We start from the raw sequence: 19,799 nt of genomic DNA, 5'->3' as shown, positions 1-19,799 counted from the left end.
ATTTGTATCTATTTTTTAATCTAATTCAAAAGAAAGTTGTTCTTGCTTTTCTTTTCCTTTTTCGTGGAATTGCCTTAAGGCTTGATCAATAATATCTAAATCCGTTTCTGTTTCAATCAATGGCGCGAGTACATCGTATTCGGCCTTTTTAGTTTGATAATCATCTTCCTTTGGAAAATTTTTCTCAATTTCTACTTTAGCAGTAGTTCATTTATCCTTTAATTCATCTAATAAGTTCTGAGTTTTCACTTGGTCCTCCTTAATGTGATCAATCGTGTGCTGAAGTCTTTGAATCGTTCCCAAAGGAGAATACAAATCTAAACTGACAGAATACTGATTTTCTCCTACAATCTTAACAGAGAAGGTTTCAGGAAGAGGTTGATTTGTTGGAAGACTAAGCATTTTAATGTCAAATCCTCGATAGCTTGCTAGGGTTCGGAATTCTTTGCTGTCAGCTTGATTATGACGGATAAGACGGTGTAGGGATTCCCCTGCTTCAGCTCGTTGATCAAAAGCTTGCTTACCTACCGTCATAGAAAATGCCTGGTCTTTCGACAGTTCAGACTGTTGAATGTCGCCTTCATACTTGCTTAATCGTTTCTCAAGAATGGGCATATTTTCTTCACAGTAAGAGATTGTATGACGATAGTGATCCTTGCTGCGTTGAAATGCTCGTCTTTGATTTTCTAATAGAGTTAGATCATTCTCTAGTTCCATCTTATATTTGAGATAAGGATTACCTGTTGCTAGTGCCTTAAAATCAGAAGCTGTCATGGTCTGCTCATCAATGTCTTCTGCAGCACGAATCGGCTCCTTAGAAGTCATAATCTGCTTAATATAACGAAGTTTGTTCTCCTGAGTTGCCCATAGATAATTATCAAATGAACCTTTGGTAATGTAGTGGTAAATATCCACTTCCTTGTTTTCATTTCCCTGTCGGATAATCCGTCCATTGCGTTGCTGAATGTCACTTGGTCTCCAAGGGACATCCAGATGATGAACTGCTTTCATCTTGCTCTGAACATTTAAACCTATTCCTCCTTTTTCAGTTGAGGCAAGAAGAATCCGCACCTCTCCTGCATTGACCTCTCGAGACAAACTATTCTTTTTTTCATCACTATTGGCATCATGTACAAAGGCAATTTCCTTACTAGGGATTCCTCTATCAACTAATAAAGCCTTTATTTCAGAATATACATCAAAGCCATTATCCTTTTTCTTAGGGGTGCCAATATCTGAAAAAATCATCTGAGTAGCCTTATTTTCCATTCCCTCACGATAAATTCTTTCAACATTATCCACTACCTGAAGCAGTTTATGATTGTCTGCTAGACTATAACTAGAGTCCAATAAACGCATGTCAATAGCTAGTTTCCGTGCCTCACCTGTTATCTTTAACATGTTATCCTGGCTCGGATCAACTGTTCCACATTTGACCATATCTGACCTCATAACTAATTCTTCTAGATAGAGTTTTTGGTTTTCAGTTAACTCACTCTCAATAGGGATAATATGAGCTTCTGGAACAGGTAAATCCAACATATCTTGTGTTTGAATGTCGGCTGTTTCTTTATAGATTTTCATCAACTCAGGTAGATTGACAAACTTTTTAAATCGTTTCTTAGGTTGGTACTTATCCCCTGTAGGAGCTAATTCCATAGAGTTTTGAATTTCTCCAAAAGCACCTACCCAAGAGTCAAAATAATCAACTTGATAGCGTTTTAAGATATCGGGTTGAATATAGTTCATCATAGTATATAACTCACTAATAGAATTGGAAACAGGTGTTCCTGTCGCAAAAACAATATTCTTAAAATCATGTTCTTCCTGAATCTGTCGAACCTTCATTTCCATATCCACGTTCTTCTTAGAAGTTGTATTGGTAATCCCTGCTACATTTCCAAGTCCAGTAATTGGACGTATATTTTTAAAATGATGTGCTTCATCCACAAAGAGAAAATCAATCCCTAGGTTTTCAAAATCAATAAAGCTATCACGATTAAAGCGTTGCAGTTCTTCCAATTGTCTCTCTAAACCACTAATTGATTGTTCTGCTTCTTTAACGGTATACTTATTTTCAGAATGTGTTTTAATCTCTCGTAATTCATTGAGTTTATCCTCGATATAATTCATCTGTCTTTCTTTACTGACAGGGATTTTTTCAAATTGAGAATCCCCAATGACAATGGCATCGTAATCTCCTGTAATAATACGTGACACAAATTGTTTTCTTCTCGCCTTCACAAAATCTTTCTTAGTAGTCACAAAGACCTTTTTAGTAGGGAAAAATTTCATGATTTCTTGACCAAATTGAGCAGACAAACTAGAGGGCACCACATACAAGGGCTTATGAACCATCCCCAACTCCTTTAATTTAAACCCAGCACCAAGCATGGTCAAGGTCTTTCCTGAACCTACCTCATGAGCTAACAAGGCTCTTTTTTCTTCTACGATTCTTTGAATGGCATTCTCTTGATGAGGACGAAGACTGATGTTTTGTGCCAAGCCATCAATGACTAGATGACTACCGTCATACTCTCGACTAACCGTTCGATTATAAAGACGATTGTAACTTTCTTCAATGACTTGTTGGACTTCTGGATACCGTGAGACAAAGTCTTGAAAGAGTTCTTGTAAATGCTGCTCTTTTGCTCTTAAAACAGAGGTTTTTTCCAAATCTGTGATGGTCTTTTTCTTTTCTCCTTCCGTAACAGTCATGGTAATCGTCGGTTGGTTCGAATTAAGTAAATTCTCAAAAATCTTTCTTCCTGTATCATAACGTGACCCACTAACTCCAAGACTACTATCTTTGGCACTTGGATAGCGATAAGCAAATGATGTCCTTAAATGAACCTGGCCATCGACAGGATTCACTTCAATGACTTGTTCAACATCAGGCGAAGACAATTCAAGTTCACGATTGGTAAAACATTCAAAGGCAAATTTACCATAAACGGATTGAGGAATCCAACGTGACCCTATTTTAAACTCAATATCTGCCAGATGAATCCGTGGAGGGCGAACAGATTCTAACAAATCTAAAGCATGGGACCAGTCACAATCTTGATTGTTTTCCTCCACTAATAGTTGAACTACTTCTATCTTGTTGAGAATATCTCCTGATAAAAACTGGTTCTTAGAAAGATATTTTCTTTCTCCTCTTAAATAACTTTCTGGATCCATTAAAATCTGGTCTCCTAACTCATCTAAAATAGCAGCTTGGCTATGTTCGGGATAAATTGATACCATATAGTCTAAATCAACCCCTCTACCATCCGATAAACTGGAGTTTAAGGCATCTAAAGCCGTTGAAACTCTTGCAATCACTCTCTCTGGTCTAACCAATGCTTTCTCAAAGGCTAAAGATTTTTTATATTTTACTTTCTGATCTTTAGAATCAATGTATTCATCTTCTAAACTAGCTAGTAAGGAATACTTATCGTCACTATCAAATAAGTTCCGGTTAACGGAGGCATTCAAGTATCCAAATTGACTTACAAAACGGTCATAGTCACGATTGAGTTTACTAAGTAATACCTGAAAATCTGTTCGACTATAATCTGGATGACGTTGAATTTCAATTAAGGATTGATAGGTCTCTCTCAAATCAACCATACCCTTAATACGACTAATATCCTTATCCGATAAGGGACTTTCATAAAAGACAGTTTTTTTGAACAGTCCCTTATATTTCCCTCTTTTACTCGCTTCTTCTGACTTGTATACATCTAGTGCTTCCTCATCTGTCAAATGAAGTTGCACGAATCGGTCTATTTTATGTTCAGACAAAGAACTGTCCCAAGCTTTAAAATCTCCCTTCTCATCTACATAATAACTAATTTCGTCTACTTTTGAACTTTTCCGAATGCCATGCGTATCTCGGTAATAAATTTGATTTCCCTCATATCCAAAAGAATAGAGCGCTAAGTCCTCACGTATACGACTTGGGATAGAATGATCCACTTCTTCTTGGATAAAAACAGGTGCTTTCAAAGAATTGTCAATTGGTTTAGGTGCCTCTACATTCTCTAATGCTTTCATTATGTCAGTAGCTAATATTTCTGATTCCCCCTTAACATTGAGGGTTCCTCCATTAAAATTACGTACCTCATATTCACCCAAAACTTGTGTATTGTATTTCCCATCAAAATAAGGATTGATCCAGACACGCTTATCCTCCTCAAAGGGAATAGAACCACTAAAAACAAGTTCCTCTTCATTAAAATTCTTTGCTTGATCCTTTTGAAAGAAGAGGAGGTCTGTGGTCACTCGAGTACCTGCAATCTTTTTAAAAGCCGTATCCGGCAAACGAACTCCCCCTAAAAAATGAGTGCTCGATTTAATCTCTTGTAAGACATTATCTGTCCGCTTATCCATTGTCCCGATAGATGAGATAATCGAAACTTGTCCTCCGTCTCTTACTAAATCAAGTGAGTGTTTGACAAAGTAGTCGTGAATCATGTAAGGTTTATCATAGTTTTTATCGGCAATGCGAAAATTTCCAAAAGGAACATTCGTTAAGACTAAATCAAAACTATTATTTTGATAGGGAACTTCTTCAAATCCTCGCACTTCAATATGGGAATTGGGGTGGAGTTGTTTTGCGATTGCGCCTGTCACACTGTCTAATTCAACCCCATAGAATTCTGATTTCTCTCGTATACTTCTAGGCATCGCCGCAAAGAAGTTCCCAGTCCCCATAGAAGGATCTAATATCCTTCCTCCCTCAAAAACATCATCCAGTAATTTTTGCCAAATCTGGCGAATGATCATTGGGTCTGTATAATAGGCTGTAAGAGAACTTTGTTTCATAGTGGAGTATTCTGATTTACTTACTAAACTCTTAAGAGTTAAACGTTCTGTTTCATACTTTGGATTGAGTTCATCAAAAAATTCATTGGCAAGACCACCCCAGCCGACATACTTGGCTAGTAGCTCTTGTTCTTCTGGATTCGCTTGTCGTCCCTCTTTTTCTAATCTTTTAACAAGATCAATTGCGGCGATATTCGTTTCAATTTTTTCTCGATTTGTCTTAGGATAAAAATCCTCTAAATCATCTGGAAAAACAAAATCTAGAACAGGGACATCCGTCTCTTCAATACCTACAATAAGCGTTTCTGTTTCCTTATCCTTTTCATTTTCTTCTTCCAGGTAGGAAAACAAATCTATTTCCTGACTTTCACTTGATGAATCAATCTCAATCTCTGAATCTTCTTTTTCAAGTTCTACAAGAGACAATACTTGTTCAATCTCTTCCAAACTGTTCAAGTATAAGATAGGATTCTCTTCAAATAACTGGTTGGAATCATTGAATAGTTCTAGGCGAACTAAGTCATTTAACTGTGCATTTTCAATCGAAACCAACTGAAATACTTGTCCTTTATAACTTACTTGTGAACCGATTGGATATTCCCTCAAAGCTTCTTCTACAATTTTATCGACATTAGAAAAAGAGTTCGTTTCTTCCGTTTCCTATTCAATATCACTTGAAGGAGATAAAACTTCCTCTACTTGATTAGACTTTTCGCTTCTAGCTTTTACATCATCAAAATGAGTAATAATCTTCAGCTTTTGTGTCAGTGGGAGTTGTGTGTAGTTTTCTTCATGATGGACAAGATCCGTCACAGTATCTAAAGTAGCCATCAATTCTGAACCCAAATAGGCTAGAACATCTCCTTCTTTTTCTTCAAAATGAATCTCAAGAACTTCTTTTGTTAGTTCTTTGGAATCAACCATTAGAAGAAACTCCTCTATATCTCTACTAATGCGGTCAGATAGATTATTCGCAACCCGATAGACATTGACTAAATTGACATCCTGATTCTGAAGACATACAAGCTCACTTAATGGTTCTAACTTCTCTTTTTCAGATTGGATGTAAAATCGAGTGGAAAGATTATAGGTTGCGACTTCTAGCACCAAGTTTTTCTCAAAATTACTTAATTGAGATAATTTACTTAGACCTGCTTGTCCAAAATTTCTTGTGTAACTTTCTAAATCTTGGTCATTATTTTCAGAACCAGCCTCTAGGAAAGAAATAATATCTTGATGAAACGAATAGACATGAGGTATCTCTTCTATCTTGCCCTCTTCAGCCAAAAAACTCTCTACCAAGTCTTGCCATTTCTCATCAAAATGTTGCGCTTGATAACGAAGAAATAGGGTCATTTTCTCCCTATCTTTTGGAATTGTTCCACGAAACATAGCCAATAATTGCATTACTTCCATACTTGCTCCTTTCATCTATACGAAAATAGGAGAATCACATGATTCCCCTACAACTCTATCTCCATTTCAACCTCTTGAGGACTGGTTTCTAAATCACTAGACAAAAGAGAAACGGCATCTGTTCTCATGTAGTAAGTATATAAGTCTTCTAGGTCTTGTTGGTTTTCAATCCCTGTTTCAATACTAATCAGAGCCTGTATAAATTCCTTGTAGTGACTCTCCATCATATCTGAAATCTTTTGTTTCATTTCCATAAATACTGAAGATGGTTCAGTTATACTTGTTTGGTCTATGTCTTGTAAATCCTTTTCTAAGGGATTAGTTCCTTCTTCTATTTCCACTAAATCTGAACGACCATCACCATCAGAATCTGCGCTAAGAGGATTGGTTCCTAGCGCTAATTCTTGAGCATCAGTTAGTCCATCTTGATCCGAATCACGTTGATAAATGGCTTCCATATACTTCCTTCTTTCCTAGTTAATCTTTTTTCACTCCAATCCTACCAAATATTCCTTGAAAGAAGTATCACAACAAAAAAGAGAACGAGCCAAAACCTCGTTCTCCTTAAAATGATAAAACGTTACTATCAAAGTAAAAAAGATGACTTACAGAACCTGTAAGCCACCTAGTCAGTCGGTTTATTCTGGTGTCTGCCACCGCTTGGCCCTTACGTCCAAGATTGCTATCGGATTTTGTTCTGGTGTCCGCCACCGCTTGGCCCTTATGTCCAAGATTACTATCAGATTGACCATGAGCCGACCACTCATCTACACCATTATTCTAACGAATATGAGCTACAAACGCAAGAGAAAAACTTATTTTGGATTTATACACTATAAAAAGCATACACTATCTTCAGATTGAACTTTTGTTCAAAATAAGCTATAATGAATTTAAGTAGAAACAGGAGGTAGAACAAATGGCTACAATCAGTTTAACACGTGATATAAAACTAACAAACGAAGATGCTCTAAAAATTCTTAATCATAAACCATCTAAAAAGCTACAAGCAGTCTTGAAATCTATTGAATCACAGGACGCTACCGCTCCAACGAAAAATAAACTCATTTCAAAGTATCTGTAAGATGACAATTCAAGTAACACCACTTAAGCAATATCTTGAAAATATTCAAGTGCTAGCTCCTGATAAAACTGAGAAACAAGTTCAGAAGCTATTTAAAACTATCATTTTAGAAAATGTTGATTTCAACGGTAATGAAGAGATGTTGACTTATCTATCTGATAAAGCCCCCAATTTTGAAAAACAACATCGTTCTCGTAATTTTATCGTTGAAGAAACTGAAACAAATAACATCATAGGATTCTTTAGTTTATCTCTCAAAGTTGTTGATATTTCTGATTTAGAGAAATCCTTAAAAAAGAAACTCGTCCTAAAAGGGAAAAGTCCCAAAAATATTGATTATCTACCTGTGTTACTTATCGGTCAATTCGGCAAAAACACAAAGCTAAATAAACTATCAGGACAAGAGTTATTTGAAATTGTAATTCAAAAAATTGAAGAATTTCGAGCAATTGTAGGAACTCAGATGGTATTTTTAGATAGTATCAATCATCCTAAAGTCATTCAATTTTATGAACAGTTCGGATTTGTTGCTTACAGTCAATTGATTAAAGACGATCATCAAGTAAGTTATCAGCCTATGGCATTAAATATGTCACTCTATAAAAAATAAGAATCATGTCACCTAAACTGATGACATGATTCTTTTATTTCGTTGTATAGGCAAAACTGATGGCACTATCTGCTTGAGAGATTTTTCTAAAGGTATAGTTAGGGTTGCCACCATAGTTGGTTTCAGACACAAGGAAAGAACCGTCATCATATACTTTCTCGACAAAAGCCACATGACCGTAGATGGCTGGTGTGCCATGTGTACCTCCCACAAAAGAAACAATGGCACCTGCTCTTGGTGTAGAGCCAGTTTCCCCACCAAGACTTGAAGCTGTCGCAACCCAGTCCTGACCATTTCCCATGGTATTAATGATTGAAATCTTCTCTCCGTTTCTACCTTTTAGCTTTAATCCTAACTGGTTCATACGAGCCGCAACACCCCATGTACATTGTCCATAGGCATAGGCCATACCATCTCCACCACCAGGAACAGAATGCTCATACAAGTCCCCACGAACCCCTTCAAGGGATTGCGGGTCACTTTTTGCCTGTCCTCCATTTGTTTGACTAAAGCCTTTTTCAATTTGATAATACCATTCCGTTGCTCTGGTTTGTCTTTCCAGTAGTTTATCACCAGAATTTCCCTCCCAATAGGTGAGGAAGAGTTGGGCGAGATTGGCTGCACTGCCCGTATTTTTAAAGAAATCCTTTAACCAACTTTGATAGTAAGGACTATCCCCATGAAGCATAAAATCAAGTTGGAGGTCTAAATCATACCACTTCTTATTTTTGCTATGTGCATAATTCAATAAAGCCGTATGACGTGTTGAACCATCTGCTGTATCCGTCCATTGACCTAACCCCAAACCTCTATGAAGGATATTAGGATAAGCACCACTATAAATGGCTGGCCCTCCAATCGCTAACCAGCTTTCATCATCCCATGAGGAATCGGTAGCTCCAACAGGAGGAGATAAGTAATCTCCTTCAGCTCGTTTAGGATTAATAGAAGATTCTACCGACCAATTTCCTAAAATTGCCGCAATGGCTTGGGGACTTGCCCCTTGAGATTTCAAAAACTCATAAATATGTTTCGCTCGTTCAAACTCATCCCCACCAAACTGACCAATGGCAGGTAAGATAGTGGTCTGAAGTTGAATGACTTTGGGAAAATAAAATTGCGGATTGACATACACCAATTTTTCTTTCTTGTTCTTATACTTTTGATAGGAAACTTTCAAACCTGTATCGTCTGGTGTCTCACCAATAACATCACCAGTTAAAACTCTCGTCCCCTCTATCGCACGGCCATTATGAATGGAATACAAGGTTAAACGACTCTCATTCTCTCCTTTTCCATTAGTGAGAATTACATTGTCACCATCTAGAGATACAACTCCATCCATTGGTGCGACAATTGTTTGGTGAGCCTTCGCTTCTAGTAGAATGTACTCCTGAAGGGTAGGTTTTCCGTCTAAATCATAGTATCCATAACGATAAGTCATGGTTAGACTATCTTCGTTGCTTTTCCCCTCAAATGGATTGTCCAATTCCTGCATGGAAGCATAGACACCTTCTTCTTTTAGTTCCTTTATTTCCTCTTGATCGTCTTTCGAGAGTTTATACTTAGGAGTTTCATAGAGGTCTTGCATGGATTTTAAATCTTCCCCATCGTTTAAATCATGCCACAAAGTAGATAGATAATCCTTGTAAGTTTCTGAACTAAATAAGTGAACTGGTTTGTGTAGCTCATAGTCATGGAATTTAAAGTTCATATAGCCCATCACATCATCAACTTTTGTGTAATAAGTAATTCCTTTGTCATTTGTACGAGTATGTTCTGCGTCTTCCCAAGTTAGGTGGGTATAAGCTTTTGTTAATTCAAATTCATCTTGTTGAATCAAACTAGCAGATGAAAATCCTAAAAAGAAGCTCATCATAAGTAAAAGAAGAAAGACTATTCCTCCAACTATCCATGTTGCAGGATTTCCAGCCGCAAATGTAAAGAAGGAAAAGGCTGCTTTTAGTTTTTGATAGATATTTCGGACACTTGTAAGACCTTGTTTCTTTAATCTTCGAAATCGATTTTTAAAGGAACTTGGGTTATCTTTTGCTAGTTTCCATCCTTTTCCATCCTTAAAATGATGGTATCGCTCTTTTGTGTTGGTCAGTCTTTTCTTGGTAAAACGACCTGTTGCTTGTCCTGTTTTGACACTAGCTTTCCCCAGATTATAAGAAAGCCGACTGTAGCGTTTCCCTTTTCTAATGGTCTCTTGAAGTGTGCGATAGCCTTCTAAATCTTCATTTTCTGAAGCTAACTCTCCTCCTTCACGTCCAAGGACATAAAGAAAAGTTTTAGCTTTCCTACTGACTTTTTTAGACTTATAGGCTTGTTTAGTAGATTTTAAATTTTCTTTAGCAGCCTTGACTTCTTTCTTAGCTTTTAATTCTTCTAAACTCTTCCCTTGAAAGAAAAAATTAGATTTTTGTTTCGATTCCTGACCATAAAGAAATTTTTGATTGGTTTTTCTTTCTTTACGACTCTCTTTTCTTTCTTCTTTTGCTTCTACCTTGGCTTCTCTAAATTGCTTCTTGGCTATTTTCAATCGTTTCCTAGCATGAGGCAATCGTCTGTCTCTTAATTCTTTACGATTCAAAAGAGATGGAGGACTATTTTGAAGAATATGATTGTAGTCTTCATTTGCTTGTTTTACTCTAGCCTTTGAAGTTTCTCTCATATCCTCTAGCTTTTCTTTTATCTCTTTTTTCCATGCTTTTTCATCCAGTACAGCGGAATCTTTTTTCTGTTTCCTTACCTCCTTCTTTCCTTTTTTCAAGAATTTCTTCTCATCTTTTAGACTTCTTCTAAATGCCTTTCGGGCACGAATGATTTCTCTTTTATCCTTCATTCTACTTCCCCTTAGTTAGAAGCCATTTTATCAGGATCTGTACTCATGATATCAAACAATTGTGTACCTTGAGGAATCTTATTTTTAAAGGGAACGACAACTGAACCAGCTTTTATTAGTCCTGCCCCTTTTTCTGGATTGACAAGGTATTTTTCGAGTTCTTTTGACAAGCCTAAGAGTTGAACCAGTTCTTCTCTGTCATTTTTTGCTTGCTTGAGGAGAATCATAAATTCACTATTTGCAATAATCCGTCTACCATTTGGATCTAACAATAAGGTTTCGACGTTTTGAGTTATTCCAGTCGGACTGGCTCCATATTTTCTGACACGACTCCACAATTTAAAGAAGAAATCACTGGCATAGAAGTTAGATCCTGTCTGAATATTGGTCTTATGAGAAAAAATATCAAGAGAACCTTCGACATACAGTTCCATATCAAGTGCCAAATTCTGCGCTTCTTCTGCTTGTTGGCTCAAGACAAAGACCCATTCTTCCAAAGAAGGCTCTTTAAATGACTGATAGGTGAGTCTGGTAACTCGGTCGATAATCGATTTTTCTCTTCCATCCATTTTCCTATCCAATAACTTGCCGATAAAGGATAAAAGAAATTCTGATTTTACCTTTACAGGATCTTCATCCATATTTTCCTCAGACAAGTCAAGGACATTGAGATAGGTTTGGGAATCTGGCGCAATATCAATCATTTCTCCACCAAAAGCCCGTCCAATGACACTGTACTCTGCTTCTGGATCCACAATGATAATTTCAGTATTTTCACCAGATTCTTTGATTTTGGTCGTGATAATTTCATGCTTGGTTGCCATCCCTTTCCCAGCTCCAGATGTCCCTAAAATCAGACCAGACGGTGTATTTAATAGGCTTCGATCAATGGTAATAATATTGCTTGATATTTGATTGATACCGTAATATTTCCCACTGCAGTCTTGTAAGTCTACTGAAGTCCATGGAGAGTTCACTGCTACATTAGATGTTAATAAACTCCGTGATACTCCCTCTAAAAAATCACAACCAAATGGCAGCAAACTATTAAAGGCTGCTTCTTGCATATATGGAAGTTTATCAATCATTAGGTCATTTGAGCCGGCCACTTGTTGAATCGTATCTAGTGCTTGTTTGAGTTCTTCTTCATCCTGACCAAAGACCCCAATCAAGAAGACCGTTTGAAATAGTTTATCTCCTGTCTCGGTCATGGTTTTTAAGAGTTCCTCAGCTTCATCGATATTGCTTTCTAATACATGACCTACTTTTTCCAAATAGATACCTGTACGAGCAAGTTTTTGTTGTTCCCCAATCTTTTGGGATTCCATCAAGGTCTTCTTTGTTCGTAGTTTCTTCATGGCATCTGCCTTGGTCGAACTTTGAGCATGGAGGCTCACAATCAATTCCAAATCTCCTTGCATGAGGTCTCGGATAAACTGATCTCCTAATTCCATACCATAATCTCTCACATAGACAATCTGTAATAAGCGGTCATTGATTTGTAGGTAATTCTTGTTTTTGAAATCCAAGAGATTAGGTGCTATGAAGTGACGAGTTGTCTGACCCGATCTCGTTAAATCACGGTAAGAAAAAGGAAGATGGTGTTCTCCTCTAAGCATATCCGCCAACAAGTTCACCCGTTCTTCACCAGCCAAGGATTCAAAACGTGCATCAATTTCTGAGAAACCACTCTTGAAATATTCTCCTATTTGGGACAAGGAACGATAGGCTTGTTTGGGATTAGTATCCTTTCTACCAAAGCTAATCAGTTTCACAGCTGAAAAATTATTTTCGCCACTGTCTAAATTCTGATTCATCATCCGATTCAATTCTTTACGATAGGTATCATATCCATCTTCTTTTTCCTCATACAAAACACTTTGTCTGAATTTTTCTAAATTCAATCTTTTATTAAAAATAGTCAATTGGAAGTTGGTTTGGTCGTCTAGGGAGTTAATCAAATCAGAATACTTCTCAATGATTGCCCCCTTGTCTTCTAAACCAACAGTCTGGTAATTGACATCACCAAGTAAATAGCTTTGTGAGAAATAATCTTCTTTTACCTGCATCAGACCATTTTGATACAGGGCTTGATAGGAAAGAGTATTAGCCGTTGAGGGTAACACTTCCTCTTTTTTCCCTTTAACTTCTTCCTTTTTATTAGTCATTGAAGTTTTTTGTTTCTTTAATGTATTTGATTTTCTTTTCATGTTCAGGTCCTTTCTTTCCTGTAATTGTGCGTAGGGGAACCGTTAATTCAAAATGAAGACGGTATTTCAAATAATGTTCAAAATATAAATCATTGGGTTTATAGACTCCAAAAAGCATGAGGGGGATGGTAAAAGCAAACACAAAACCGTAAACAAACCAATCTCCAAATTGCCAGAAAAAGAGATTCAAGCCCAAAACAATAATTGTGACAATAAAGGCTGGTAGGACAAAGATAATTTGCCTTGTAGTGAAACCTAACCAAGCCCTGTGTTGGTATTTTGAGATGTCTTTAAAGACACGTGTATTCATGACTTTCCTTTCTAAAAAGGCTAAGAAGCAATCACTTCCTAGCCTTTATCTAATTACATACCTAAGATTGAGCGAGCCGTACGTTGAGAACCAACGAGGGCAATAATCAGTAAGATAGCTTGTATTAAACTACCAAACATAATCGCAAGAGATTGCAGGACTCCTGCACCATTTGAAACAGCTATTTTCCCAGCAGATTCAAACAAAGGAACAAGAGAAACAATCAGAAAAATAAGAACCCCTTGTACCGCATAGACCATAATATTTTTTAAATAGCCAATACCAATAGACTTCCACTCATCGCTTAAAAATGTTGGAATCGTAAGAGGGGCAAATGGAATCATAAGGTAGAGTTGAATAAATCGAATAGATACCAAAAGATTAACCATGGCTGCACTTACTATCCGAACAAGCCAGATAAGGAGAGCGAAAAAGCCCACAATCATACGGCCAATAAATCCTGACCCTTTTAATCCAGAGATTGTATCATACTTTGCCCCACCGTGAGCCACAATCGAGGCCACTTGTTCAATGGCGTGACTCGCAATCCCGATGATGGCTTCTACAATAACGGTAGTGTTGGTAATTACAACTGCGACCATAATATAACTAATCAACATCGGCGCCAATGCTTCAAAGGTCATCGCTCCTCCTGAGTTAGCAATTTTCTTTGCCATCTTCGAAAATTCTAAGATGAGAACAACTGATAAAATCGCAACTCCAAGAGGCTGCATGACACTTTTAGTAATACTAGACATATAAGTCCAAACAGTTGGATTGTAGCTAGATAGAGATTTAATCAGATCTACCGTAGATTGTAAATCTACATTAAACCCTTCAAATAAATTTTCAGCTGATATTTTTTCAGATGCAAGGTAAACAAAGGGTGAGACTAAACTAAGATTCATGTCATTGTTTATCCTCCTAAATTGAAATCTGGGTTACAAAGGCTCCAGCAGCCCCTACCATAACTCCACCGACAATTTCAAGAATGGCATTCCGAACACCTGGTCCACCATCTTTAATGTTGGTTGCAAGATTGACAATCCCCACAACAACGAGAAAGGCACCAACCGCAATCAATCCCTTCTGTAACAAAGACATAGCTTGTGCAAACATGGCACTTGCGTCTACTCCATAAACAAAACCTTTAAAATGCGTAATCATCTATTTCTTCTTTTCTATTTTTATTTTAAACTAGATTCCAAAGTTAAATCACGAATTCTAAGGCCTTCAAGATGATTTTCTTGTCTTTGATTCAAAGGATTGATTTGATAGTTCCACCACCGTTCATCGGTTTCTTGGTTGGCTAGGTACTTCCAGTTTGGATGCTTAGTGGAATTGTATTTTTTGCTTTTAAAGACTGGCATATTAGCAATTCGAACCAAGCATTCATGCCGTTTCATATTTCCGACTTCATCAGGTGTCATTAAGTCACGAGCAATCTTTTGATGAGAAAGGGATCCTGAACCTGTCTGGCCAAAGGAACGACTAGTATTTCGAACATCAATGGTTTGTTTACCGAGTAAGCCACTCATAAATTTAAAGGTATCTTCATCATTACCACCTAAGTAGACTAAGCTATCACAGTTCCCCAAAATGGTTTTCCAAGCTTCTTTTTCTTTATAGAGCCCTTGAAGTTGGGCAATATTTTGTAGAATGGGAACGAGACTCATATTACGAGAGCGGACTGTTGAGGTTTGTTCAGCAAAATCTGGAATTTCTCCGATATTTGCGAACTCATCTAAATAGACTCTCACATGAAGAGGCAATTGACCCTTAAAATCAATATCTGCTTGTCTTGTTAGGGTTTGAAATACGGTTGAAAAAAAGAGGGCTGAAAGAAAGCGAAAGGTACTATCGTTATCTGGGATAACTAAGTAAACCATTGATTTTTCCTTGCCCCATGTCTTCATATCAAGGGTATCTCTTTTGGTCAAATCCATGACACTTTGAATATTGAAGAGGGCAAATTTAGCAGTGGTTACAGCTATAACAGAATCCAGAGTCTTATCCTTATAATTTTGAAAATCTGCCCAATTTCGCATGGTGAAATTTTCAGTCCCATACTTTTTAGCATAATTTTCAAATAGAATTTCTAAGACACTTTTTTCTTGATTTTCACCCTTGGATAAGTGTTTAATGAGTTTTGAGATTTCAGCAAAACTTGGATAACGCCCTCGTTTTTTTCGCTCTTCCACTTCTTTTTTTTGACGTTTCAACAAGTTTTGATATTCCTTTTGACTTAAACGACTTTCTTCTATGAGCTGTTCTCTTGTTTTGGGTGGATTATAGAAATCGACCAAGTAAGAGGCTAAAGCTCGTACCAAAGTCATAGAAGCTTCATCCCAAAATGGATCACTACGGGAGCCAGAGCCTTTGGTGTTATTGAAATAAACCGTCAGCATGCGATTCAAATCGTTTTCTGTCTCTATATAGCGAAAAGGATTGAAGCCATCTGAGTTCTTCATATTGACTAAATCTAGCACCTTTACTTGGTAGCCATGTTCTAAAAAGAGTTTGCCTGTTTTCTCAGCCAAGTGATCTTTAGGATCCACTACAATATTAGAACTATTCATCTGAATCAGATTGGGTTTCACAAAGCGAAATGTCTTCCCACTTCCTGAACCTCCGATCACCGCAATATTCTTATTTCTATCATATTGGTGTGGTTTTTTATCTAATAATGTCAAACGAACATCTTGTGCTAAGATCGTATCATGAGAAAATTCCTTACCGTAAAAGAGCTTCTTTTCTTTTAGAGTTCCAAAACGGGCGCTCCCGTATTCTACCCCTTCTCGGTATTGTTTTTTACCAGACTCTAGATAGAGATAAACCAGCAACATCATCACAAAACCTAGTAGAAAAAAAGCACTTGATTTTCCAGTAAAAGAAACATTCCATGGCGACTGAAGAACTTCATCTTGACCTTCCATCAGAAGATGAGTCCATTTATCTAAGCTATTTCCAGTATAGAAATCATACAAAAGCGTCAAACGATGAAAAAGATAGCCTAGTAAGATACCTAACAGTGAAAATAGTAGGAATTTCTTTCCACTGTACATCATCTCACCATCTCTTTCTGTTTGACGACACCTTCTTGTCTAAAGGTAATTTGGGATTTAGCCTCATCAATTGCTTGGTCTAGTGACTTATCCATGGTAAAATCAGCTAATTTCTCCGGATCATTAACCATTTTTTCTAACAGATGGTCTAAATGATTGTCTAGAATCGAACGGTCTTTCGTGTAGAAATGTAGAGAATCCCCTTGCCAAGCGATGGCTAAAGGAATCTCTTCTTTTTCTAAAAAAGCTTTAAATTTCTCTATATCAATTGGTTTGTCTAAAAAATCTTTTTTCAGATTAATTGTATCAATCGAATAAGGAGATTGTAGCAATTCTTCTAATTTCTGCACCCCTATCTTATAGGCGGAATCCTGTGCTAAAGCCTGACGTCTAGACCATTCTAGAATCTTTAAGAGACTTTTGACAGTAAATAAAAGACTACGCTCAGCATATTGAACTGCCATTCGTTCCTGTTGTTCAGAGGACATCTGATGCCTCCTTCTTCACAAATAGCAGCTTTCCTTCTTTATAACGATAAGCTATCAATTTCTGACGTTGCTTAATCGACTTGACAACCTGCAGTAGATCTCTCGAATAAGGTTCTCGAAGAGTAACTTCTACTGCTTTCCCATCAACGATACCAACACGTTTAAATTCAATGTAGTCTTTTTTGAGATGTCCTAAGCCCATACCAAAAGGAAAGTGATGAATCAATTGGATGGTACAACCACCTTTATTTCCCATTTGTTTCAAATCATACAAGTTTACTACCTTCATGATTAACTCCTTTATCTAGTTTGTCGCATCGTTTAAGTCTGGTAACGATAAACTCCGTGTCTGTTAGAAAATTCTCACACACGTTTTGTGCCAGTTGCCCTTCACAGGGAAATACTCTCAGTCCCTACTTACACAGGCACGCTAATCAAGACGGAGTGGATTCAATTTTCAAAGAACAGGTAGCTTTATTATAGATAAGAGTAGTTGAAATTTTTATCACATTTTTGAGGTTGTTGGAATAAAAAAAAGCAACTCACTGCTTTACGAATGAGTTACTTTTGTACTAAAATATTTGTTGCATAATTTCCCTAATAACCTGAACAGAGTTATCAAATGAGATATCTTTAGCATACTTAAATTGGCGTTGATAACGAATCCATAGCTCTTTCTGATAATCAGAAATTTCAATTCCTCTCACTTGCTCTTCCCAATTATAAATAGTATCTTTACTTTTACGTTTTTCTGCTGTATTTTCAAGTGCATTTTTTAATACTTCTAGATTAATCTCTTCTTTTCTAAGTTTATACAAGGTGAAAAGATCATATCGATCACGTGGGCGTGTCGAAGCTAATCCCCTACTGATGATTGTTTCTAACTTTTCAGCAAGTACAGTCTCTAGATTATATGTCCATATCTTGATGCTTTCATTAGTAAAGATAGAAGTCATTGAATAAGTAATTTCTCTTGGTGTGATCTTATCACCAGTAGTAATATCAATAAAAACAACCTCCTTTAATGTATCAAAAGTTGCATTTAATTTTAATGAAAATCCTCCATATTCATCATCTTGGCGAATAGGTTCTAGCTTATCTACTGAAAATGAAAATCCATCAGTTTTAGAACAAAGAATCTCTTCAAAGATATGAATCAAATTTTTTCTGCTCATTTCGGTTCCCTTCAGAGTGACATCTAAATCCATTGTGGTTCGCTTATCTAGTCCAATCATTTGACCTATTAGATACCCTCCTTTTACAATGAAGGAATCTCTATAAGAACTAGTAGAAATCAGCTTTAACACTTGCTCAATTAAATAATGTTGTTGTACTTGTTGAGCTGGAATTCCTTTATCTTTTGAAATGTTTTTGATTCTTGCTTTAAAGCTATTGGCATTTGAAAACATTAAGATAGCACCTCCGTATAAGATTGTAACTTATCAGTTACTTTAAATAGATGGGCATAATAAAATAATTTGTGTAAATTAATTTGATTTTGTTGAAAATATTTTTTAAACGCTGGTGCAATAATTTGAAGATCCACCTGATGAACTGGTCTTAGACATTCAACCAAAACTCGTTCAATTTCATAAACTTTAATAAATTGACCAGGAAGACGCTCTATTTCAACAATTCCTTCACTATAGTGAGAGCGTAAGATAATAGGACATATATCTGCTTCCTTAATGTTTTTGGTATTCGTACCATAAGGAAAACTCATCGTCATGTTAAAAGGGATGGTCAAAGATAAACCATGTAACCAAAGTGCTGTCTCCAAAGAAAAGATTCCCTTTGGAAATCGATACTGAAGGACAAACCACTCATCTAAATAAATATCAGGTAAGCGATATAAGCCTTTTTCTTCAGTATCGATTTTTCCTTCTGTAACCATTTTTAATAAGGTTTTGTAATGTAAATTTTCATCTATTACTTGTTTAAAAGTTAAAAAACCATACTGATTGAAAGAGTTAATCAGTTTCTCTCTTTTATCAACCATATCATTCTCCTTTCTTAGAAATAAAATGCTAACATCTTCTATATATGTTAGCATTTTATTTCTTTAAAATCAATTCATTTAGTTTTTTTATTTCAAAATTAATCCATACGTAAGATACACTAACTATTATTAAAGAAAAAAGAAGACATAGACTAATAGGTTCCACACCAAATGTAGCCCCATACTGCCCCATAAGTCAGATTTATAGCGCACCATCCCTAAAAACATTCCCAATGAAACATATAAACACCAAGCTAGAATGGTTTCTGGATGATGAGCTAAGGCGAACAAAACACTTGTCAACGCAATTCTGATATCTAATTTTCTGACCAAGTTCCATAAAATTTCTCGATACAGAAATTCTTCAACCATACTCGCATTGATTAAGAACAATAAAAATGAAAACCAAGGAACCTGATGTTGAAGGCCAATTAAGTTTGCTTGATTCGTGCTTCCTTGAGCATGGATTAAGCTAAAACATAGACTTATAATCAGTATGCTAGCTAATCCAATACCAAGCCATTTCATCTTAGATTTCATATTGACCTTATGCGATTTTTTACGTTGGCCATACATCCATAAAAATGAAATGAGTGACGCACCATAGAGAATCTGTAGTATAGTTAACTCACCGATACAAAAAAATTTCAGTAAGTATAGAGATACCAATAGGACATTTACTTGTTGGAATATATAAACTGGAATTATTCTTTTCATAGTTACCTCCGAAATAAATCTTCATAATCTAAATCTAATACCTGCACAATCCTTTCTACCCATGGACTTTGAGGCATTCGTTGTTCCATCTTATAGTGACGAATCTTTTGATACAAACGATTCAATTCACTTGGATAGTGAAATTCTCCCGCAAACATTTTTCTGGTTAACTCAATCCAGCTAATATTTCTTTCAGCCAAAATAATGGACAAGTTCTCCCAAAATCGTTCAGCCATATTG

The 19,799-nt window shown here is 36.5% G+C and carries 16 protein-coding genes and 1 pseudogene; 3 read left to right on the top strand and 14 right to left on the bottom strand.

Annotation, left to right across the window (positions count from 1 at the left end; genetic code table 11):
* Positions 1 to 15: 15 nt before the first annotated feature.
* Both RWO85_RS01955 and RWO85_RS01950 read right to left on the bottom strand, forming a co-directional pair.
* Positions 16 to 6,228 (bottom strand): annotated as a pseudogene (locus tag RWO85_RS01955) (DEAD/DEAH box helicase family protein).
* 47 nt (positions 6,229 to 6,275) lie between these two features.
* The gene (locus tag RWO85_RS01950) at positions 6,276 to 6,686 is read right to left on the bottom strand and encodes a thrombospondin type 3 repeat-containing protein (RefSeq protein ID WP_070889456.1); all 411 of its coding nucleotides are present in this window, start codon (positions 6,684 to 6,686) and stop codon (positions 6,276 to 6,278) included.
* A 142-nt stretch (positions 6,687 to 6,828) separates the two neighbouring features.
* On the opposite strand from RWO85_RS01950, the gene RWO85_RS01945 reads away from it, so the two are divergent.
* From RWO85_RS01945 to RWO85_RS01935, 3 genes are read left to right on the top strand one after another with little or no spacing between them, the layout of a single operon-like run.
* On the top strand, positions 6,829 to 7,092 hold the full coding sequence (locus RWO85_RS01945) for a hypothetical protein (RefSeq protein ID WP_314413662.1): 264 nt from the start codon (positions 6,829 to 6,831) through the stop codon (positions 7,090 to 7,092).
* Between the two features lie 55 nt (positions 7,093 to 7,147).
* Positions 7,148 to 7,312, top strand: coding sequence for a hypothetical protein (locus RWO85_RS01940; RefSeq protein ID WP_000201399.1), 165 nt, complete (start codon positions 7,148 to 7,150; stop codon positions 7,310 to 7,312).
* Position 7,313: 1 nt separating this feature from the next.
* The gene (locus RWO85_RS01935) at positions 7,314 to 7,922 is read left to right on the top strand and encodes a hypothetical protein (RefSeq protein ID WP_314413660.1); all 609 of its coding nucleotides are present in this window, start codon (positions 7,314 to 7,316) and stop codon (positions 7,920 to 7,922) included.
* 34 nt (positions 7,923 to 7,956) lie between these two features.
* Here the strand turns inward: RWO85_RS01935 and RWO85_RS01930 are convergent, their stop codons facing one another.
* From RWO85_RS01930 to RWO85_RS01875, 12 genes are all read right to left on the bottom strand, one after another.
* Positions 7,957 to 10,770, bottom strand: a complete 2,814-nt coding sequence (locus RWO85_RS01930; protein ID WP_314413658.1) for a phage tail tip lysozyme — start codon at positions 10,768 to 10,770, stop codon at positions 7,957 to 7,959.
* A gap of 11 nt (positions 10,771 to 10,781) precedes the next feature.
* On the bottom strand, positions 10,782 to 12,980 hold the full coding sequence (locus RWO85_RS01925; protein ID WP_314413656.1) for a VirB4-like conjugal transfer ATPase, CD1110 family: 2,199 nt from the start codon (positions 12,978 to 12,980) through the stop codon (positions 10,782 to 10,784).
* Positions 12,931 to 13,290, bottom strand: coding sequence for a PrgI family protein (locus tag RWO85_RS01920; protein WP_001097589.1), 360 nt, complete (start codon positions 13,288 to 13,290; stop codon positions 12,931 to 12,933). The genes RWO85_RS01925 and RWO85_RS01920 overlap by 50 nt, the downstream gene beginning before the upstream one ends.
* A 53-nt stretch (positions 13,291 to 13,343) precedes the next feature.
* Entirely contained in the window at positions 13,344 to 14,198 is an 855-nt protein-coding gene (locus tag RWO85_RS01915) for a conjugal transfer protein TrbL (protein WP_001054256.1), read from the bottom strand.
* A gap of 16 nt (positions 14,199 to 14,214) precedes the next feature.
* Positions 14,215 to 14,457: a hypothetical protein gene (locus RWO85_RS01910; protein ID WP_000627865.1), complete on the bottom strand. Its 243-nt coding sequence runs from the start codon at positions 14,455 to 14,457 to the stop codon at positions 14,215 to 14,217.
* A gap of 20 nt (positions 14,458 to 14,477) precedes the next feature.
* Positions 14,478 to 16,355, bottom strand: a complete 1,878-nt coding sequence (locus tag RWO85_RS01905; RefSeq protein WP_314413689.1) for a VirD4-like conjugal transfer protein, CD1115 family — start codon at positions 16,353 to 16,355, stop codon at positions 14,478 to 14,480.
* The gene (locus tag RWO85_RS01900) at positions 16,355 to 16,843 is read right to left on the bottom strand and encodes a hypothetical protein (protein ID WP_314413653.1); all 489 of its coding nucleotides are present in this window, start codon (positions 16,841 to 16,843) and stop codon (positions 16,355 to 16,357) included. The genes RWO85_RS01905 and RWO85_RS01900 overlap by 1 nt, the downstream gene beginning before the upstream one ends.
* Positions 16,833 to 17,132 (bottom strand): hypothetical protein, encoded by a 300-nt coding sequence (locus tag RWO85_RS01895; RefSeq protein ID WP_000869763.1) that lies wholly within the window; start codon positions 17,130 to 17,132, stop codon positions 16,833 to 16,835. Before RWO85_RS01895 ends, RWO85_RS01900 begins: the two co-directional genes overlap by 11 nt.
* A gap of 283 nt (positions 17,133 to 17,415) precedes the next feature.
* Positions 17,416 to 18,252, bottom strand: coding sequence for a nucleotidyl transferase AbiEii/AbiGii toxin family protein (locus RWO85_RS01890; protein ID WP_314413651.1), 837 nt, complete (start codon positions 18,250 to 18,252; stop codon positions 17,416 to 17,418).
* Entirely contained in the window at positions 18,252 to 18,896 is a 645-nt protein-coding gene (locus tag RWO85_RS01885) for a type IV toxin-antitoxin system AbiEi family antitoxin domain-containing protein (protein ID WP_399553584.1), read from the bottom strand. The genes RWO85_RS01890 and RWO85_RS01885 overlap by 1 nt, the downstream gene beginning before the upstream one ends.
* A 75-nt stretch (positions 18,897 to 18,971) precedes the next feature.
* Positions 18,972 to 19,559, bottom strand: a complete 588-nt coding sequence (locus RWO85_RS01880; RefSeq protein WP_314413646.1) for a type II CAAX endopeptidase family protein — start codon at positions 19,557 to 19,559, stop codon at positions 18,972 to 18,974.
* 2 nt (positions 19,560 to 19,561) lie between these two features.
* A complete protein-coding gene (locus tag RWO85_RS01875) occupies positions 19,562 to 19,795 on the bottom strand; it encodes a hypothetical protein (protein WP_000840776.1) in 234 nt (77 codons plus the stop codon).
* Between the last annotated feature and the right edge of the window lie 4 nt (positions 19,796 to 19,799).

The organism is uncultured Streptococcus sp. (assembly GCF_963521865.1).
Classification (GTDB): domain Bacteria; phylum Bacillota; class Bacilli; order Lactobacillales; family Streptococcaceae; genus Streptococcus.
This window is presented reverse-complemented; position numbering and strand designations above follow the sequence as displayed.